Origin of the sequence: Flavobacterium fluvii (assembly GCF_900129545.1) — a bacterium.
Lineage (GTDB): Bacteria > Bacteroidota > Bacteroidia > Flavobacteriales > Flavobacteriaceae > Flavobacterium > Flavobacterium fluvii.
The window spans coordinates 91,055-108,778 of sequence record NZ_FQWB01000005.1 but is presented as its reverse complement, the minus strand read 5'-3'; the positions used below and the strand labels follow the sequence as shown (position 1 = coordinate 108,778).

Genomic DNA, 17,724 nt, shown 5'->3' with positions numbered 1-17,724 from the left:
AGCGCTCCTTTTGTAGTTTCATATGTTTTTAAAATGTATATTTGGAATGAGATTAATAAGCTATGATTCAACCAAGAATTTTTATTTTTTTGCTGGTATTGCTGAATTCTTTCAGTGCTACTTCTTTTGCACAGACAAAAACACCTTCAAAAACAGAAATCAAGAAAATAGCCAAACAAGCTGTAAAATACCTGAATGATGCCAATTTTGAAAAATCAATGTCGACATCAAGACAGGTACTGCATTATGCCAACCTCATTGGAGACAATTATCTTATTGCAGTTTCCTATAATATAATTGCAGCAAATCTTGATGAAATGTCCGAATTTGACAAAGCCATTTTTTATTACAATAAAGGCTTGTTTTATGCCAATAAAACCAATGATAATTCCATAAAAAACTACATAAACAATAATTTGGGCAATGTGTATTGTTTTGAAAAAAAGCAATACGAAAAAGGAATTAATTATTACAAAAAATCTCTTGTATACAGTCAAAAAGAGGCTGATACTACTCAGATTGTTTTTACAAAATTAAATATTGCCTGGGCTTATTTTGACATTGGACAGTACAAAGAAGGGAATCCCTATTTGGAATATGTAAATAAATACCATTCAAAATTTGGAAATGAATTGACTATTGTTGTTCAAAATATGCTTAACGGGATGTATTCCAGTTACAAAGGTGAAAATCAAAAAGCCGAATCCTATTTTTTGAATGCCATTCAATTAGGGAAAAACAAAGGCCCAGAGTCAGATTTGTCCTATTCACACGAAGAGTATTCCAAGTTTTTATTTAAAAAAGGGGATTATAAACAAGCCTACGAAAACTTGGTCATTTACAATAAAATCACCGAAAAATTGTATAATGAGGAGAAGTTGAAAAAGGCTGATATAGCCGGAGTACACCTTGAATTGGATGAATACAAAAGAGAGGTCGACAAAATTGAAATCGAGAAAAATATACAAGCCCAAAGTTTGAAAAAATCCAGAATTATTGTTATTCTTTTTATTTTGGCCTTGATCGTGGTGCTGTTATTGATGTATTCTTTGTATAGAAACTACAGTTTAAAGAAGAAGGCCAATAGAGATCTCACCATTGCCAATGAGGAATTATATATCGCCAAAGAAAAAGCAGAAGAAGCCTCGTTGTTAAAAACGCAGTTTGTATCGACGATGAGCCATGAATTGAGAACGCCTTTATATGGCGTAATTGGAATCACAAATATGCTGTTGGACGAACACAAAGAACTGGTCGACAGTCCTCACCTGAGTTCCTTAAAATTCTCCGCCCGGTATTTATTGTCGTTGGTGAACGATATTCTCCAGATTAACAAAATAGAGGAAAACAGGATTGTTCTCGAAAGTTTGACTTTCAATGTCTTGGACGAGATAGACATGATTAAAAACTCGCTTTCTTTCATTGCACAAAACAACAATGACATAATAACGATAAATGTGGACCCAAATATTCCGGAATATTTGATTGGAGATAAATTGAGACTTTCCCAAATACTGATGAATTTAGCGAGCAACGGATTGAAATTCACCAAAAACGGAGAAATTAAAATTAGTGCCAATTTAATTAAAGTAGAAGGAAAAACACATTATATAGAATTTCAAGTTGAGGACAACGGAATAGGAATAGCAAAAGAGGACCAGGATAAAATTTTCGAAAAATTTGTGCAAATTGGAAGAAATGAAAATGATTATCAAGGAACGGGCTTGGGGCTGGCCATAGTGAAACGATTGTTGACCTTGTTCAATAGCGACATTTCACTTAAAAGCAAATTGGGTTTGGGAACAAAATTCAAGTTCACGATAGCTTTCGAACATAATCCTGACAAGACTGATGAAATAATCAAGAACATCAAGGTGGATTTAAGTTCAAGCCAGATATTCAGGATATTGGTGGTGGAAGACAACAAGATTAATCAAACGGTTACCAAAAGAATTATCCAAAAGAATAATTGCAGCTGCATCATAGTCGATGATGGATTTCAGGCCATAGAAATATTAAACAAGGAAGTTTTTGATATTGTCTTGATGGATATTAACATGCCCATTATGAACGGATTTGAAACCACCCGAAAGATTCGTCACAATGGAATAAAAACTCCCATTATTGCTTTGACAGCTTTCGCAAAAGGAGAAATAATCGAAGAAGCTATTTCTGCCGGAATGAACGACATCATGGTGAAACCTTTTGAACCAATAAAATTGTTCAAGGTGATTACCGACCAAATCAAGAAAGCAAGAAACCTTGGTGATGTCAACGTTTCTTGATGCTGAAAGGATTTAATTTTAAGGATTTTGGATAAAAAGAAAACCATTTGAACAATTTCTTATTCAAATGGTTTTCTTTTTTATTCGAGGGTTGGCCAAAATAGGATCAATATTTATTTGATGGGAATACTTTTTAGATTTCTTTTTTTGGTGCCTTCTTTTTTTGCTATAACTACGTGAAGAATGCCATCTTTATAAGTGGCTTCTATTTTGTTTTCATTTGCAGTTTCTGGCAAACTAAAAGTTCTGCAAAAAGATTGATAATTGAATTCTTTTCTAACGTAGTTGTCTTTTTTCCTGACTTCCTCTTTTTCTTCTTCTTTTTCTGAAGAGATTATGAGCACATCATTTTCGATTTCAACTTTAAAATCTTCTTTTTTCATTCCTGGTGCTGCCAATTCAACTTCAATTTGGGTGTCTGTTTCTATTAAATTCACGGAGGGTAGATTACTGCCCAATCCTGCAAAATTTTTATCTGTCCAATCAAACAAATCTTTTGTGATAAAATCATCAAAAAAACTGTTGACAGATTTGCTTCCAATTGACGGAAACAAGCCATTTCTTTTTTTAACTAAAGTTTCCATAATTTTGACTAGTTTAAGGTTATTTTAAGTTTAAAATTTGCTATATAAATATAATTAAAAACAGACCTTTTGTAAAGAAATATAACAAATAATTAACTCGTAATTTGTTGGTAGCAAGAATGTTACTAATAAAAAAAAACACCTTTTATTTTTACTAAAAAGTGTTTTTTAAATAACGTGATTCCGAAATGGATTGGCAATTAATACCAGCGCTTTTTGTTTTGTTTGGAAACTTCTGATTTCCTTGATTTATGTGCGCCACCACTTCGATTTGAGTTTTTCTGTGGAGCCGTTTCCTGACTTCCGGAATGCCAAGGATAAGGATGGTCACTTATTGTTTTTACATCTACTTTTATCAGTTTTTGAATGTCTTTCCAGTATTGGTGTTCGTCTTTGCCGCAAAAAGAAATAGCAATTCCTTCATTTCCAGCGCGACCCGTTCTACCAATTCGGTGAACGTAAGTTTCAGGAATATTGGGCAAATCAAAATTGATTACAACGGGCAATTGATCAATATCGATGCCGCGGGCAGCGATGTCGGTTGCCACAAGAACCCCGATTTCCTTGTTTTTGAATGCATCCAAAACGCGTTGTCTGGCATTTTGTGATTTGTCGCCGTGAATGGCTTCGGCAGGAATGTCTTTTTTGCGTAATGCTTTCACTACATTGTCTGCTCCGTGTTTGGTTCTCGAAAAAACCAATACATCCGATAAATTTTCGGTTTTTATCAAATGATACAACAAGTTTCTTTTTTCGCCTTTTTCGACAAAATATACCCGTTGCTCCACACTTTCTGCCGTTGATGATACTGGCGAAACTTCCACTTTTTCAGGGTCTTTCAAGAACATTTCGGCTAATTCTCGAATGGCAATGGGCATTGTTGCAGAGAACAGCAAGGTTTGCCTGTTTTTTGGCGTAAGCTTTACAATTTTTTTGACGTCGTTTATGAATCCCATATCCAGCATTTGGTCTGCTTCGTCAAGGACTAACGTATGTAAAGAGTCGAAATCGATAAATCCTTGTTTGTGCAAATCCAACAATCTTCCGGGTGTAGCCACAAGGACGTCAATTCCTTTTCGTAAAGCATCTACTTGTGGAACTTGTGAAACTCCTCCAAAAATGGTGAGTTGGGTCAAGTTGGTATATTTGCCGTAGGTGTCAAAACTTTGGCCAATTTGTACCGCCAATTCTCTTGTTGGAGTTACGATTAAGGCCCTGATTTCTTTGGCTTTTTTGGATGAACCAACAATTCGGTGCAATTGATGTATGATGGGAATGGCGAATGCTGCCGTTTTTCCGGTTCCTGTTTGTGCACAACCTATTAAATCCCTGCCTGACAGAACTAGTGGAATGGATTGTTCTTGGATAGGAGTGGGTTCAGTATAGCCTTCTTCAAATACGGCTCTTTGGATACTTTTTGAAAGTGATAAATCTTCGAATAACATACTTTAGTGTATTAAATATCCTGCAATAAGTACAGGGATAGTTACGCAAAGATAGGATTAATATTTTTGATGGAAATTAGTTCACATTTTTTGGATGTCAAAAAACAATGTTATTTCATTACGATGGGTAAATGCTGTTGTTGGCTTTTATAAAATCGGTGACCAGGTAACCAATGAGTTTTCCAATTAAATGGCTGTTTTTTTCATCTCCCAAGTCCGGTGCACCTTCGGAAATATGGAGGTAAGCCGCATTTTTGTTTTTTCCGAAAAAAGTAACAAACTGCCTCAATTCTTCAACCGAAAAACCGCTTAAAGTCATGGCGCTGCTTGGAATATTTGGAATTGCGTCCAAATCAATTTCAATTCCATAACAATCCGTTTGAACAAAATCGGATGCATTGACAAGTTCCTGGATAAAATCTTTTTCTTTTCTTATCTTGATGGAGTCATAAGTGGTATAGCGTACTCGGTCATCTGTTTTTTTGATAATGTCCAAGACACTTTTTGAGGTATAATTTTCATGCAAGCCAAATATGAAATACTTTTTTAAAAAACCTTCTTCAAAAGCATAAGAAAAAGCGTTTCCACTGTGTCTTCCTTCGAGAATCCTGAAATCGGAATGGGCATCAAAATTGACGGCATTGACTGGTTTTCCTTTGGCGAGTGCCGTTCCTTTTATGTTTCCGTAGGCATTGTTGTGGCCACCTCCAATGATTATTGGTGTTTTGCCTGATTTTATGATGTTGAAAATAATATGGGAAACTTCCTTGTCAATTTTTTCTACCAACTGGCTTAGTTTGACACGATCGTCAAATTTGTTGAAATCCAGATCCTCTACATCCTCCATTTCCTGTCTCACGTCCAATTGACCCAAAACTAGAATTTGGCTGCCTTTGCAAAACCGATTGTGCTGAATATTGGCAATACTGCCAATGGCGCTTTTCCAAGCCGATGCAGCTCCTGGTCGACCATAATTGGCTCTTACGCCGATGTCTTCCGGTATGCCAAACAACACATATTTTGCATCCGAAGTTTTTAAAAATGCAGCAGGATCCGTTCCTTTGGGAATGGTCAGCATTTTCTCCCCAAATTTTATTTCGCCACTTCTGTGGTTGGTTACTTTTGCAAGGTCATTGACCGTAAAAATAATAAGATTTTCCATAAAAATATTAATCCCCCAAATATAATATAAATGTTTAGAATACGTTAATAGGTCATATTATATTATTAAATTTGTATAAAAAACATTTAAAAATGGAAGAACAACAAAACAATTCAAGTTCAAGTCTAAAAGTGATTATCGCAATTTTAGCAGTCCTACTGGTAGGAAGTTTAGTGTATATTTATAAGATTTCAACAGATGTAAAAGAGGTGAAAACCGAATTGACCAAAACAGTATCTGATAAAGATATGGTCATGAAAGATTTACAAGAGTTGAAAACAACTTATGATGCTGCAATAGCGGAAAACACCTCAATGTCTGACGAATTAGTAAAAGAGAGAGACAAAGTGGTAAAATTGATGGACGAGGTAAGCAAATCAAAAGGGGATGTGTCAAAATACAAAACACAATATGCTAAACTGGAAAAAAACATGAAGGTTTTAATAGCTGAAAATGAAACCCTGAAAAAAGAAAATAAAACCTTGACCACTCAAAGGGACAGTACGATTGTTGTTTTGGGTGAATCCCAAAAATACAATCAGGTATTGGTAGGTCAAAATGAAGAATTGTCAAAAACAGTTGAAAAAGGATCTAAATTGTCTGTTTTGAACATGAAAACATCAGCTTACAAAATAAGAAGTTCTGGAAAACAAATAGAAACTGACAAAGCGGGTAGAGCGGATGTTCTTAGAATCAGCTTCACGATTGCCGAAAACCAAATTGCAAAATCTGGGGACAAAGAATATTATGTTCAAGTAATTGACAGCAAAAACAATGTTCTTGGAGAAAAACAAACAGCTACTTTCGGCGACAATTCATTGACTTATAGTTTTATTTCCAAAGTGAAATATGAAAATAAAACAGTTCAAGTTTCACAAGATTTAAGAGGAAAAGATTTTGCAAAAGGAGCTTACTTTGTCAATGTTTTTGACCAAAACGAATTGGTTTCCAAAACAAGTTTTACCTTAAAATAATAATTTTTATTTATACAAAAGAGGAACAAAATGTTCCTCTTTTTTTATGCCCAAATTTTTCCTGAAGCAATAAATTTCCCGATTACTAAAATCCTTTTTTTCATTTACATTATAATTGATTAAATTTACCAGATAGGTGCAAGTATTGAAATTTAATCGCTACAGATATTGAGAAATCCAATAAGACGTTTTAAAGAAATTAACGAGTTTTTTGAAGCCACGGGTTTTGAAATGCGAACCGATATTCCAGATTTTTCAGTGTTTTCTTTTGACGATTTTTCCGAAAATGGGATAATGTCAATGCAACCTTATCAAAAAGACTTTTACCATATTACTTTGGTTTTGAACGCAAATAATGCAGAAATAACCATTGACGAGCAACACAACACCATTCAAGAAAATTTTCTGTATTTTCTCTCCCCTGAACATATCTTTTCTTGGCAAAGAGATTTTGATATTAAAGGACTTACCGTATTTTTTAAACCGTCCTTCCTTAATTTTTACACAGGTAGTTTTGAAAAAGACTTTTCATTTTTTGACCTTGCAGACAGCAATATTATTGCCCTTTCTCCTTCCAAAATTGAAGAAGTTTTAGAAGATTTTAAAAAGTTGTACAAAGAATTCCATACTCCAAGTGTGTACAGGGAACAAATACTGCAAACATTGGTATTGACATTATTATACAAGTTCAAGGGAATCCAGGAAGAATTTTCGGCAGAAGATGTATTGCCCAGCAAAAAACAAACTTTGGTTTTTAAATTCAAGAATTTAGTAAACAACCTATTTATAACGTACAAACAAGTTGGCGATTATGCCGATAAATTGTTTATTTCCGCAAACACCTTGAATAAAATAGTTAAAGATTTGACCGGCAAAACTGCCAAAGAAATCATAAATGATAAAGTAATACTAGAATCCAAAAAAATGTTGATCTATACTTCGAACGACATTTCTGAAATTGCCTTCACCATTGGTTTTGATGAACCTACACACTTTATTCGTTTCTTCAAAACGCACACTCAACGAACTCCAAAAGAATACAGAATCCAAAAAGGATAATTTTGGTCATTAATGCTGTCGTTTTGGTTATCAAGTATTTTGGTAATCATCGCAACTTTGTGCCATAAAATGAAATGATAGGCTTAGGTAAAAGCAAGCTTAAATTTAAAAGAACACTTTATGAAAAATTTTGCATTGAGTTTACTTCTTTGGATTGCGTTTTTGATCTCAACAATTGCCATAGGATAAAGTTATAATTCGAAAATTAAATTGCATGTTTCTATCCAATTCTCAAAATTGGTCTGCTCTACGAATTTTTTTTTTGTAAAACAACTATAAGATAACACTTTGGATAATGCAATATAAAGCATCCTTCCATGAAGTTCCCCAACTTTGTGGTTGGGTGTTTTTTAATTTCAAAATCAATTAAACCATAGAAAAATATAGAACTACAGCAAGGATAATTTTGGTCATAAATGCTCTTGTTTTGGTTATTAAATAGACTGGTAATAGTTGCAACTTTGTACTATAAAATAAGCCAATTACTAAATATTACTAAAAAACCAAAAATTATGATTATTACCTGTTTAATTATTTTGTTGTACAATAAAATAGTTAAGAATAATGGAGGGTATTCCCCATTATTAAAGCGAATTTAAACCAATGTAAAGATGGAAAATGGTCTGGCTATTTATTTTGTATCATTATAGATTGTGGACCTTTACAAGGTTCGATTAGCAATGTTGTCGTGTTTATTCATTAAAAATTAAACAAATAAATTATGAAAATGTTTTCATTTTTTAAAAATAACAAGGATAAAGGGAAAGAGAGTAGATTGAAAAAATTATCGATCGATTTATCCAATTTTATGTTCGTTTCAAGCAAGCATTCAAAATTCGAAAATGGAATTCAAACAGCCACTATCGACAATTGTTGGAGAGGGATACAAATTGACAAAAATTCCAATATTGAGGAGGATTCCTATTTTGTCAAGATAAGAACTTTGGACTACCAAAAGAACAGATGGGGAGATGATGTTCAAATGGCCATAAAACAGATGAAAATAAAGGAAGTCTCCAAAAATAGATTGGAGTTGTGCGGATATGGGGATGATTCCATGGGAGTTTTCTTTTCGGATTACGGTATTTCGGTATTATTGGAAAACAATACCATTGTCAAAGTAATTTTGAAATATTTTTATAGAAATGTTGAATTGCATTATTCCAAATAAATAGAAAAAATGTAACATGATATCTAGCCTGAGATTGATAATTATTCGAATTACAGGATTTTAATTCCCATGTGGTGGAATAATAATCAACCCTCAGGTTATAGTAACCAAATCGTAAATCTTGGATAGTAGAGTTTTATTCCCATTAAGATTCAAAAAAGTAAATTCTAATGCCATTAATTTTACGATAAAAAAAGCCTAAAGAAGATTTTTAAATTTTAAAAAATAAAGAGGAAACAATGAAAAAGGATTATGGAGTAGATTACTATATTTTAGATGTTGATCCGACTTCCTTTAGGCTTTTTATGGTTGCTATAGTATTAGGAGCTTTTATGCTGGGATTGTTGATTGGTGTTTCGTACGCATGAGCACCTTGAAGAGGATGGGATTGAGCTTTTACTGAAAGGGCCAACATTTGTTGGTCTTTTTTTATGTCCAAATTTCGCCTTCAATATATGTGCTTTCTATCAAATTACTGCCAAAAGAATAGGGTAGTTGGTAGTAGGAAGAAACGAGTTTTGTGATAATGAAATTGGCTTTTTTGCCAATGGCAATACTTCCGTGGGTTTCAGAAATCCCCATGGCGTAAGCTCCGTTTATGGTGGCGGCATTTATGGCTTCTTCGGGAGTCATTTTCATTTTGATACAGGCTGTCGAAACCACAAAATTCATGTTCCCAGATGGAGAGGAACCTGGATTATAATCGCTGGCAAGTGCCAATGGTAATCCGTTTGCCATCATTTCTCTTGCCGGACTATAAGGAATACCCAGAAAATAGGAGCAAGAAGGCAAGGCAACTGGCATTGTTTCAGTGTTTGTCAAGGCCTTTATGTCTTTGGTCGTCATGACTTCCAGATGGTCGACCGAAAGGGCATCGTGTTTTATGGCCGCTTGAATTCCTCCAATGGAGTGGAACTGGTTGACGTGAATTTTTGGTTTTAAGCCAAAACGAATTCCTGCTTCCATAATTTGTTCGGTTTCGGCTACGGTGAAATAACCGGTTTCACAAAATACGTCTATAAAATCAGCCAATTTATTTTCGGCAATTTGAGGAAGCATTTCGTTGATGATTACATCGATATAACCCTTTCGATTGTTTTGGTATTCCAATGGAATGGCGTGTGCACCCAGAAAAGTGGCTTTTATGGTTATGGGATAATTTTGCGACAATTGTTTGATTACCCGAAGCATTTTCAATTCGCCGTCGAGGCTGAGTCCGTAACCTGATTTTATTTCCACGGCACCGGTTCCCAATCGAATGATTTCCTCCAATCTGGCTTTGGACTGGTCGTAAAGTTCTTCTTGGGATGTTTCGTTTAGTTTTCGTGCCGAATTTAAAATTCCGCCTCCGCGACGTGCAATTTCTTCATAAGAAAGTCCATTGATTCGATCTACAAATTCTTGTTCCCGATTGCCGGCATAAACAATGTGGGTATGGCTGTCACACCAAGATGGCAACACCATTTTTCCATCTGCATCAATGCATTTTTCGGGATTGAAATCTTCGGGCATATCTTCCATCGAGCCAAAATCGGCAATAAGTCCATTTTGAATGAACAAATAGGCATTCTTGATGGTGGGAAGTACCGCCATTTCAACACCGGAAACCTTCAAAACCGAGGAATCCCGCACCTGAAGTAATTCCTTGATATTGATGATTAGCGTTTTCATTGGGCGTGAAAGATTTATAATTTAGGTTCTGTTGGAACTATTGTGAACACATTTTTTTAAACCATTAAGGAAATTGAGTAAATTAAGATGGTTAAGAATGATGTCAATCTTAAATTTTCTTAATGGTTTAAATGTAATTATCTTTTACACAAATTTCACTTTTTGAATTGACAATTTGCGGTTGTTGCAATTATTCCGAAACCGTGATTTCGAACATTTTGTCCCAGTTTTTTCCGGTCACGAAAATGGTTTTTGTTTTGGGGTTGTAGGCGATACCATTTAAGTAATCGGTTGGTTCGGCAGTAATAAATTTTCGTAAACCCGACATATCCAATATTCCTTCAACAGCACCAGTTTTTGGGTCAACAACTGCAATGGCCTCTTTTTCCCAAACATTTGCATAGATTTTGCCATTTATCCATTCGAGCTCATTTATTGCTTTTATCTTTGAATTTCCCGAATAAACATTTACATAATCAATCATTTTTTGGGTTTCCGGATCCATTTTCCAAATTTTCTCCGTTTTGTCGGTTTGATAAATGTATTTGCCGTCATTGGTCATTCCCCAACCTTCGATATCTTTGTCGTAAGTGAAGGTTTTTTCGAGTTTCAAGGTGTTGGCATTGTAGATAAAACCGGTTTTCTCTTGCCAAGTCAATTGATAAACCTTGTTGTTGATGAAAGTGATTCCTTCGCCAAAATATATGGAATCCAAATCTACTTGCTGGTATGTTTTTCCTGTTTTATAATCGTATTTTCTCAAAAAAGATTTTCCGTTTAGCCCCGTGCTTTCATACAAAGTGTCTTTGTAAAACTCCAAACCTTCTGTAAACGAGCCAATATCGTGGGGATAGGTATTTATGATTTTGTATTGGAGCAATTTGGGTTGAATATTGGAAACCAACTCGATTCTGGTGGAAGCTTGGGCATTTTCTCCATTATAATAGACTACGGCTTTCAGGTTTTGGTAACCCAATTTTTGGGTTTGCAATGCAAAGGATAATTTGTCAAGTCCTTTTTTGCTGCCAATTTTCGTGTCGTTCACGAAATAAACCACGCTGTCAACTTCTTTTGAATTGGGATTTAAAACCCCCAATTCTATACCTTCTTGGGGCACATAATGGGCTTGGAATTTGGATTCGTCGAAACTAAACAGACTATTGTCGCTTTTTTTTGTGTCGCCACAACTTGTTATTGCTATTCCTAATAAAATGATAGATAGGAAGTTATATTTTTTCATGAAATAAATTTTTGATAATGCAATATACAACCTTATTTAATAGTCGCAAAGCGCTTGCAAAAATATAAAAAGAGTGTATATTTGCACCGGCAAGTCCTACACGACCAGCTCCTGCAGAATCCCCCAGGATGGGAACATAGCAAGGGTAAGTGGTTGAGCGGTGCGATGTAGGTCGCTTGCCATTTTTTTTATTTTATACGAAAAGTAGTCTTCCCAAGGGAAGATTTTTTTATTTTTACCTATATCTAAAATTTAAAAATGAGCAAAGTAGTTTTAATTACAGGCGGTTCTTCAGGAATAGGGAAGTCCATTGGAGAGTATTTGCATCATAAAGGTTTCGTGGTTTACGGAACGAGCAGAAATCCGGAACGAGTACCGAATTCAGTTTTTCCTCTAGTTGCTTTGGATGTTCGAAATACAGATTCGATTCAATCGGCTGTCGCCAAAATTATTGCTGTTTCAGGTCGATTGGATATTGTCATCAATAATGCAGGAGTGGGTATCACGGGGCCTTTGGAAGAAATTCCAACCGAGGAAATCAGGAACAATTTCGAGACCAATTTCTTTGGTCCCATAGAAGTGATGAAAGCGGTTTTGCCCCAAATGCGAGCCCAAAAATCTGGGTTGATCATCAATATAACTTCTATTGCGGGATATATGGGATTGCCGTATCGCAGCGTGTATTCGGCTTCCAAAGGGGCGTTGGAATTAATTACGGAAGCTTTGAGGATGGAAGTTAAATCTTTTGGAATCCATATTACCAATGTGGCTCCGGGTGATTTTGCCACCAATATTGCTTCGGGACGTTTTCACGCTCCCTTGTTCAAGGACTCTGCTTATGAGATTCCATATGGAAATACGCTTAAAATGATGGACGAACACGTGGATAGCGGCAGTAATCCTAACGAAATGGCAGAAGCGGTGTATCGAATCATCGAAACCAAAGAACCTCGAATTCATTATAAAGTGGGTGCTTTTTTACAGAAATTTTCTATTGTATTGAAACGAATTTTACCCGACAAAGTATATGAAAAAATGTTGATGAATCATTATGGATTGTAGTTGTGTTTTTTTTTAGACTAATTGGGAAACTTGGCAGTTCGCAAAGGGTATCAGACAATTTTTTTGGCCAAAATTGCACTGATTTCCACAGATTTTTTTTGCTTTTCTTGAGAGATTTGTGTTAATTCACACAATCGGTTGCGTGTTTTTAGGCTTTTGTTATTGGTTACGGATAGTCATAATAAATGTATCATCATTCCTGTTTGGCTGCTTGTGGTAAATAATTCGCAGAATATCCAAAGAAACGAGTGGGATAATTGACAATATCGAAATTTATGGTGATGATTTAATGGAAGTTCTGGAAAAAAAACCGGTACGAATTGAAAGAATTGAACAAAAACAATTCTGTTAAGTGATTATAAATTTGTAAATTGGCACCGAATTTTGCGTGAGGGATTCTCGTGCTTAATTTTTATTTTTTGGGAGTTCAGCAATACCCAAATAAATCATTATAAAACACAAATTAAATAAATAAACAGAACATGAAATTTTTTATTGACACGGCTAATTTAGCCCAGATTAAGGAAGCGCAAGCGTTAGGCGTATTGGATGGAGTTACTACAAACCCGTCATTGATGGCAAAAGAAGGTATTGCGGGTAAAGACAATATCTTGAAACATTATGTTGACATTTGCAATCTTGTGGATGGTGACGTAAGTGCCGAAGTGAATGCGCTTGATTTTGAAGGAATGGTGAGAGAAGGGGAAGAATTGGCTGAATTGCATGAGCAAATCGTGGTAAAATTGCCTTTGACCAAAGAAGGTATCATGGCTGCCAAATATTTTTCGGACAAAGGAATCAGAACCAATGTTACTTTGGTTTTCTCGGTTGGACAAGCTTTGTTGGCTGCTAAAGCAGGAGCTACTTATGTTTCTCCGTTCATTGGTCGATTGGATGATATATCTACAGACGGATTGGCACTTATAGAAGAAATTAGATTGGTTTATGATAACTACGGTTACGAAACCCAGATTCTTGCTGCTTCAGTTCGTCACACGATGCATGTCGTAAACTGTGCCAAAATTGGTGCAGATGTTATCACTGGACCACTTTCTGCAATTTACGGATTGTTGAAACACCCATTGACAGATATTGGATTGGCACAATTCGTTGCTGATTTCGAAAAAGGAAATAAATAAAACTTGTAAATAATGAGGAAACTTGCATTATCAATCGTATTTGTGCTAACAAGTTTAGTGATGAATGCTCAGGTCGCAAAAATAATTACTTCAGTTAATGAAGCTGGTGATGTAGGTCGTTTTGAGTTGGATTGTAGTAAAAGATTTCCAGTTTTGGCCAAAGGGTTGAAGTATACTATCACGCGTCACGAATTTAAGGGTGCCGATTTGAAAAATACCTATCATGTCATGTTGGTAATGGATGGTTTTTTTACGGATGCGCTTAACAGTAACATGACTATTTCGGCAGTGTTCAGTGATGGTACAGCTGTGACCGAGCAGGAAACAATCGAGACTGATGGTTATTTTGATGGTGCATGTACTTTAAAATTGGCAAGTCCTCCTGTACTTGGATTGACCTTGGATTTAAAACAAGTCATCATTAATACTGGCACGAAACAAGTGGTTTATACCATAACACCCGAAAAAAGCAAGGAATTTAAAACAAATTTGCAGAATGTAGTTAACGCTAAATAATTGAAGATTTAAGTCCTCTTTGTTTAGATAGTTTTTTCGAGTAAATTTTAATATCAAAACCCCACAGAATCTAATTTTGTGGGGTTTTTGGTTTTTGGAAATGATTAGGAAACAATCAAAAATTAGGATACTGCTATTTTTTTATGGTGCAATTTTCTTGGACAATAATTTCTAGCGGCATATAGTGTATGTCTTCAACCGGTTCTTTCAGTACACTTTTTTTGTACAAATGATTGATTCCCAGATAACCCTGGTCTTCTGGTTTCTGATGAATTAAAAAGTCGATGACACCGTCGTTCAAGAATTTTAAATTTTGTTTCAATAATTCGTAACCAACCACCCGGATATCTTTTAGGTTGTTATCTTTGATGAATTTGGCGATGACGTGAACTCTGGAATTAGGCACGAAAACACAATCAATCCCAACAAACATGTCTTTTGTCAATTGTTTTTCCGTATCATATTTTATGCTTATTTCGGTAAAATTAAATTTTGGAAGATGTTTGTTCTCTTTAAAATAGGAATAAAACCCCTTTATTCTTTGTAGAAAAACGTTGGTTCTTGTCGTGCTTTCCACATTTCGGGTAATTTTCAATATCAAGACATTACTCTCGGTTTTGATGCCGTAACTGATCAGTTTTCCTCCCAGATACCCACTTTGATAAGAATCTTGACCAATGTAGGCAATGCCATCAATCTCCTGAAGATTGGAATCAATCATCACGATTGGAATGTTTTTTTTCTTGTATTCTTTCAAAAAGGAAATCGATTCTTCGTAAAATATGGGGGCAAACAAAAGACCTTCGTAGTCGAGTTCCAATAGTTTGCTAGCCGTATCGTTGAAAGAGATGGTATTGTAATCAAAGAAAAAATAATCAATAATGACTCCAAATTTAGCCAGCTCTTCCGCAGCTTTTTTTATTCCAATTATGGGAGCTTGCCAATACTCTATATTTTTGTTTTTAGGAAGAAAAACGGCAAATTTGAATTTTTTGTTGAAGGCTAGATTACTGGCAAAAATATTTTTGGTATAGCCGTATTCTTTAATTATCGCGTTCACTTTTTCTATATTCTCTTCAGATACTTGACCGCGATTGTGAATAATTCTATCTACTGTTCCAACAGACACGTTGGCAATTTTTGCTATTTTCTTGATTGTTATGATGGCTGTTTGTGTTTTTTAATATGGTGTAAATTTATATTTTTTTATGTCAAAAACCATAATTTATATTTTTTTTAAATCCCTTGTTTAACCTAACTTTTTTTTTATATTTGCAAGGTGCGTGTGCGAACACGAAAATTATATTTCTATGTCTAAACGAATCGTAACTTTTGGAGAAATATTACTCAGACTTTCTCCTCCAAGCCACTTGAGACTTACCCAAGCCACCTCATTTGATTTATATTATGGTTGTGCAGAAGCCAACGTTGCTGCCTCGTTGTCTAAGTTTGGGCTCCCCGTGAAATTTATAACCGCTGTACCACCAAATGAATTGGGAGAATCTTCCTTGAGTATGTTGCGTTCTTTTGGTGTGGATCCAGTTGCCTTGATTCAAGGTAAAAGACTCGGAATATATTATTTTGAACAAGGCGCATCAGAAAGACCGGGAAAAGTCGTTTATGACAGGGAAGATTCTTCGTTTTCCACTTTGAAAAAGGGCATGATTGACTGGGAAACTATTTTCAAGGATGCCGATGGGTTTCATTGGTCGGGAATAACTCCGTCTCTTTCTCTTGATTTGGCTGAAATATGCGAAGAAGCATTATTGGTTGCCTCCAGAATGGGATTGACGATATCTGCCGATTTGAATTACCGACCTACTTTATGGAAATATGGAAAAAAGGCCAATGAAATAATGCCTAATTTGGTCAAGCATTGCGACTTGTTATTGGGGGGTATTGGCGAATCCGAATCAGTGTTGGGAGTTGAAGCAAAAGAAAATGATACCGAAGACATAGTTTTTGCCAATTGGATGAAAGCATTTCCTAAATTGAAGATCGTGGTGTCCACTCATAGAATGCACGCCAACGCTTCTTCGAACAGCATAAGTGCTTCGTTATGGAATGGCAAAGAATTATTGCATTCCCGAGAATACAATATCTCGCACATTATAGATAGAATTGGTGCAGGAGATGCCTTTATGGCCGGAATCATTTATGGATTGATTACTTGGCCGGAAGATTTTCAAACGGCACTTGAATTTGCAGTGGCGGCGACTTGTTTGAAACACTCCATTTCAGGAGACATCAATTTGGCTACCGTAAATGAAATAAAGGCACTTATGGGAGGTTCCGGAGGTGGAAGAGTATCTAGATAACTTAAATAAATAAACTAAATATAAATATTAATAACAATTAGAAAGATGGGAAAAAGAGTAGTAACATTTGGTGAGATTATGTTGAGATTAGCACCACAAGGATTTTTAAGATTTTCACAAGCAGACAATTTTGATGTTGTTTATGGAGGTGGAGAGTCTAATGTAGCTGTTTCACTGGCAAACTATGGAATTTCAGTTGATTTTGTAACACGTTTACCAAAAAATGATATTGGAGAATGTGCGATGATGGAAATGCGCAAAAGAGGAGTTGGTGTAGATAATATTGTTTGGGGTGGAGATCGTTTGGGAATTTATTTTCTTGAAACTGGAGCTGTAAGCAGAGGAAGTAAAGTAGTTTACGATAGATCACACTCTTCAATGTCTGATATCCAACCAGGGATGATCAACTGGGACGAAGTTTTCAAAGGAGTAGAGTGGTTCCACTGGACCGGTATTACTCCAGCAATTTCTCAAAGTTCTGCCGATGCTTGTTTGGAAGCTGTAAAAGCTGCAAGTAGATTGGGTGTTACTATTTCAACAGATTTGAATTACCGTGCTAAACTATGGAAATACGGTGGAGATCGTGAAGCTATCATGACTGAGTTGACATCTTATTGCGACGTGATTTTAGGAAATGAAGAAGATGCTGAAATGCACTTTGGAATCAAACCAGAAGGAGCAGCAGTTCAAACTCATGGACATGATGTAAAAGCAGAAGCTTTCTTGTCTGTTTGTCAACAAATGATGGCAAAATTCCCAAGAGCCAAAAAAGTAATTACTACTTTAAGAGGTTCTATCTCTGCATCTCACAACACTTGGGCTGGAGTTTTATACGATGGAAAACAAATGTTGCAAACTCGTCAATATCAAATTACGGATATCGTTGATAGAGTAGGTGGTGGAGATTCATTTATGGGAGGTTTGATCTACGGATTATTGACTTATCCAGATGATGATCAAAACGCATTGGATTTTGCTGTTGCAGCTTCTTGCTTGAAACACACTATCAAAGGTGATGCTAACTTGGTTACTGTAGAAGAAGTTTCTAAACTTATGGGAGGTGATGCTTCTGGAAGAGTTGCCAGATAATTAAGTAAT

At 35.5% G+C, this 17,724-nt stretch carries 15 protein-coding genes and 1 other RNA gene; 10 read left to right on the top strand and 6 right to left on the bottom strand.

Annotated features, from left to right (window positions below; all coding sequences use genetic code 11):
• Nucleotides 1-62: 62 nt before the first annotated feature.
• Nucleotides 63-2,285, top strand: a complete 2,223-nt coding sequence (locus BUC16_RS12190) for a tetratricopeptide repeat-containing hybrid sensor histidine kinase/response regulator (RefSeq protein WP_073370942.1) — start codon at nt 63-65, stop codon at nt 2,283-2,285.
• Nucleotides 2,286-2,398: 113 nt separating this feature from the next.
• On the opposite strand, the gene BUC16_RS12185 is transcribed toward BUC16_RS12190, so the two are convergent.
• The 3 genes from BUC16_RS12185 to BUC16_RS12175 all read right to left on the bottom strand — a co-directional run bounded on the left by BUC16_RS12185 (nt 2,399) and on the right by BUC16_RS12175 (nt 5,476).
• Nucleotides 2,399-2,869: an Hsp20/alpha crystallin family protein gene (locus BUC16_RS12185; RefSeq protein ID WP_073370940.1), complete on the bottom strand. Its 471-nt coding sequence runs from the start codon at nt 2,867-2,869 to the stop codon at nt 2,399-2,401.
• 200 nt (nt 2,870-3,069) lie between these two features.
• Nucleotides 3,070-4,314: a DEAD/DEAH box helicase gene (locus BUC16_RS12180; RefSeq protein WP_073370938.1), complete on the bottom strand. Its 1,245-nt coding sequence runs from the start codon at nt 4,312-4,314 to the stop codon at nt 3,070-3,072.
• 118 nt (nt 4,315-4,432) lie between these two features.
• Nucleotides 4,433-5,476, bottom strand: a complete 1,044-nt coding sequence (locus BUC16_RS12175; protein WP_073370937.1) for a formimidoylglutamase — start codon at nt 5,474-5,476, stop codon at nt 4,433-4,435.
• A 92-nt stretch (nt 5,477-5,568) separates the two neighbouring features.
• Between BUC16_RS12175 and BUC16_RS12170 the strand changes: the two genes are divergently transcribed.
• From BUC16_RS12170 to BUC16_RS12160, 3 genes are all read left to right on the top strand, one after another.
• Entirely contained in the window at nt 5,569-6,450 is an 882-nt protein-coding gene (locus tag BUC16_RS12170; protein ID WP_073370935.1) for a DUF8428 domain-containing protein, read from the top strand.
• Between the two features lie 168 nt (nt 6,451-6,618).
• Nucleotides 6,619-7,509 carry a helix-turn-helix domain-containing protein gene (locus BUC16_RS12165; RefSeq protein WP_073370933.1) on the top strand — a complete coding sequence of 297 codons (891 nt, stop codon included), beginning with the start codon at nt 6,619-6,621 and terminating at the stop codon, nt 7,507-7,509.
• 721 nt (nt 7,510-8,230) lie between these two features.
• Nucleotides 8,231-8,680 (top strand): hypothetical protein, encoded by a 450-nt coding sequence (locus BUC16_RS12160; protein ID WP_073370932.1) that lies wholly within the window; start codon nt 8,231-8,233, stop codon nt 8,678-8,680.
• Between the two features lie 429 nt (nt 8,681-9,109).
• On the opposite strand, the gene hutI is transcribed toward BUC16_RS12160, so the two are convergent.
• On the bottom strand, nt 9,110-10,351 hold the full coding sequence (gene hutI / locus BUC16_RS12155; protein WP_073370930.1) for an imidazolonepropionase: 1,242 nt from the start codon (nt 10,349-10,351) through the stop codon (nt 9,110-9,112).
• Nucleotides 10,352-10,541: 190 nt separating this feature from the next.
• The gene (locus tag BUC16_RS12150; RefSeq protein ID WP_073370929.1) at nt 10,542-11,591 is read right to left on the bottom strand and encodes a glutaminyl-peptide cyclotransferase; all 1,050 of its coding nucleotides are present in this window, start codon (nt 11,589-11,591) and stop codon (nt 10,542-10,544) included.
• A gap of 87 nt (nt 11,592-11,678) precedes the next feature.
• Here BUC16_RS12150 and ffs point away from each other — a divergent pair.
• The 4 genes from ffs to BUC16_RS12130 all read left to right on the top strand — a co-directional run bounded on the left by ffs (nt 11,679) and on the right by BUC16_RS12130 (nt 14,308).
• Nucleotides 11,679-11,776, top strand: an RNA gene (ffs, locus tag BUC16_RS12145) — signal recognition particle sRNA small type.
• Nucleotides 11,777-11,849: 73 nt separating this feature from the next.
• Nucleotides 11,850-12,653, top strand: coding sequence for an SDR family oxidoreductase (locus BUC16_RS12140; protein ID WP_073370927.1), 804 nt, complete (start codon nt 11,850-11,852; stop codon nt 12,651-12,653).
• Nucleotides 12,654-13,135: 482 nt separating this feature from the next.
• Nucleotides 13,136-13,792 (top strand): fructose-6-phosphate aldolase, encoded by a 657-nt coding sequence (gene fsa / locus BUC16_RS12135; protein ID WP_073370926.1) that lies wholly within the window; start codon nt 13,136-13,138, stop codon nt 13,790-13,792.
• Between the two features lie 60 nt (nt 13,793-13,852).
• Entirely contained in the window at nt 13,853-14,308 is a 456-nt protein-coding gene (locus BUC16_RS12130; protein ID WP_244534363.1) for a hypothetical protein, read from the top strand.
• A 133-nt stretch (nt 14,309-14,441) separates the two neighbouring features.
• On the opposite strand, the gene BUC16_RS12125 is transcribed toward BUC16_RS12130, so the two are convergent.
• The gene (locus BUC16_RS12125) at nt 14,442-15,455 is read right to left on the bottom strand and encodes a LacI family DNA-binding transcriptional regulator (RefSeq protein WP_084546191.1); all 1,014 of its coding nucleotides are present in this window, start codon (nt 15,453-15,455) and stop codon (nt 14,442-14,444) included.
• Between the two features lie 163 nt (nt 15,456-15,618).
• On the opposite strand from BUC16_RS12125, the gene BUC16_RS12120 reads away from it, so the two are divergent.
• On the top strand, nt 15,619-16,626 hold the full coding sequence (locus BUC16_RS12120; RefSeq protein WP_073370921.1) for a sugar kinase: 1,008 nt from the start codon (nt 15,619-15,621) through the stop codon (nt 16,624-16,626).
• 45 nt (nt 16,627-16,671) lie between these two features.
• Nucleotides 16,672-17,715: a sugar kinase gene (locus tag BUC16_RS12115; RefSeq protein ID WP_073370919.1), complete on the top strand. Its 1,044-nt coding sequence runs from the start codon at nt 16,672-16,674 to the stop codon at nt 17,713-17,715.
• Nucleotides 17,716-17,724: the final 9 nt, after the last annotated feature.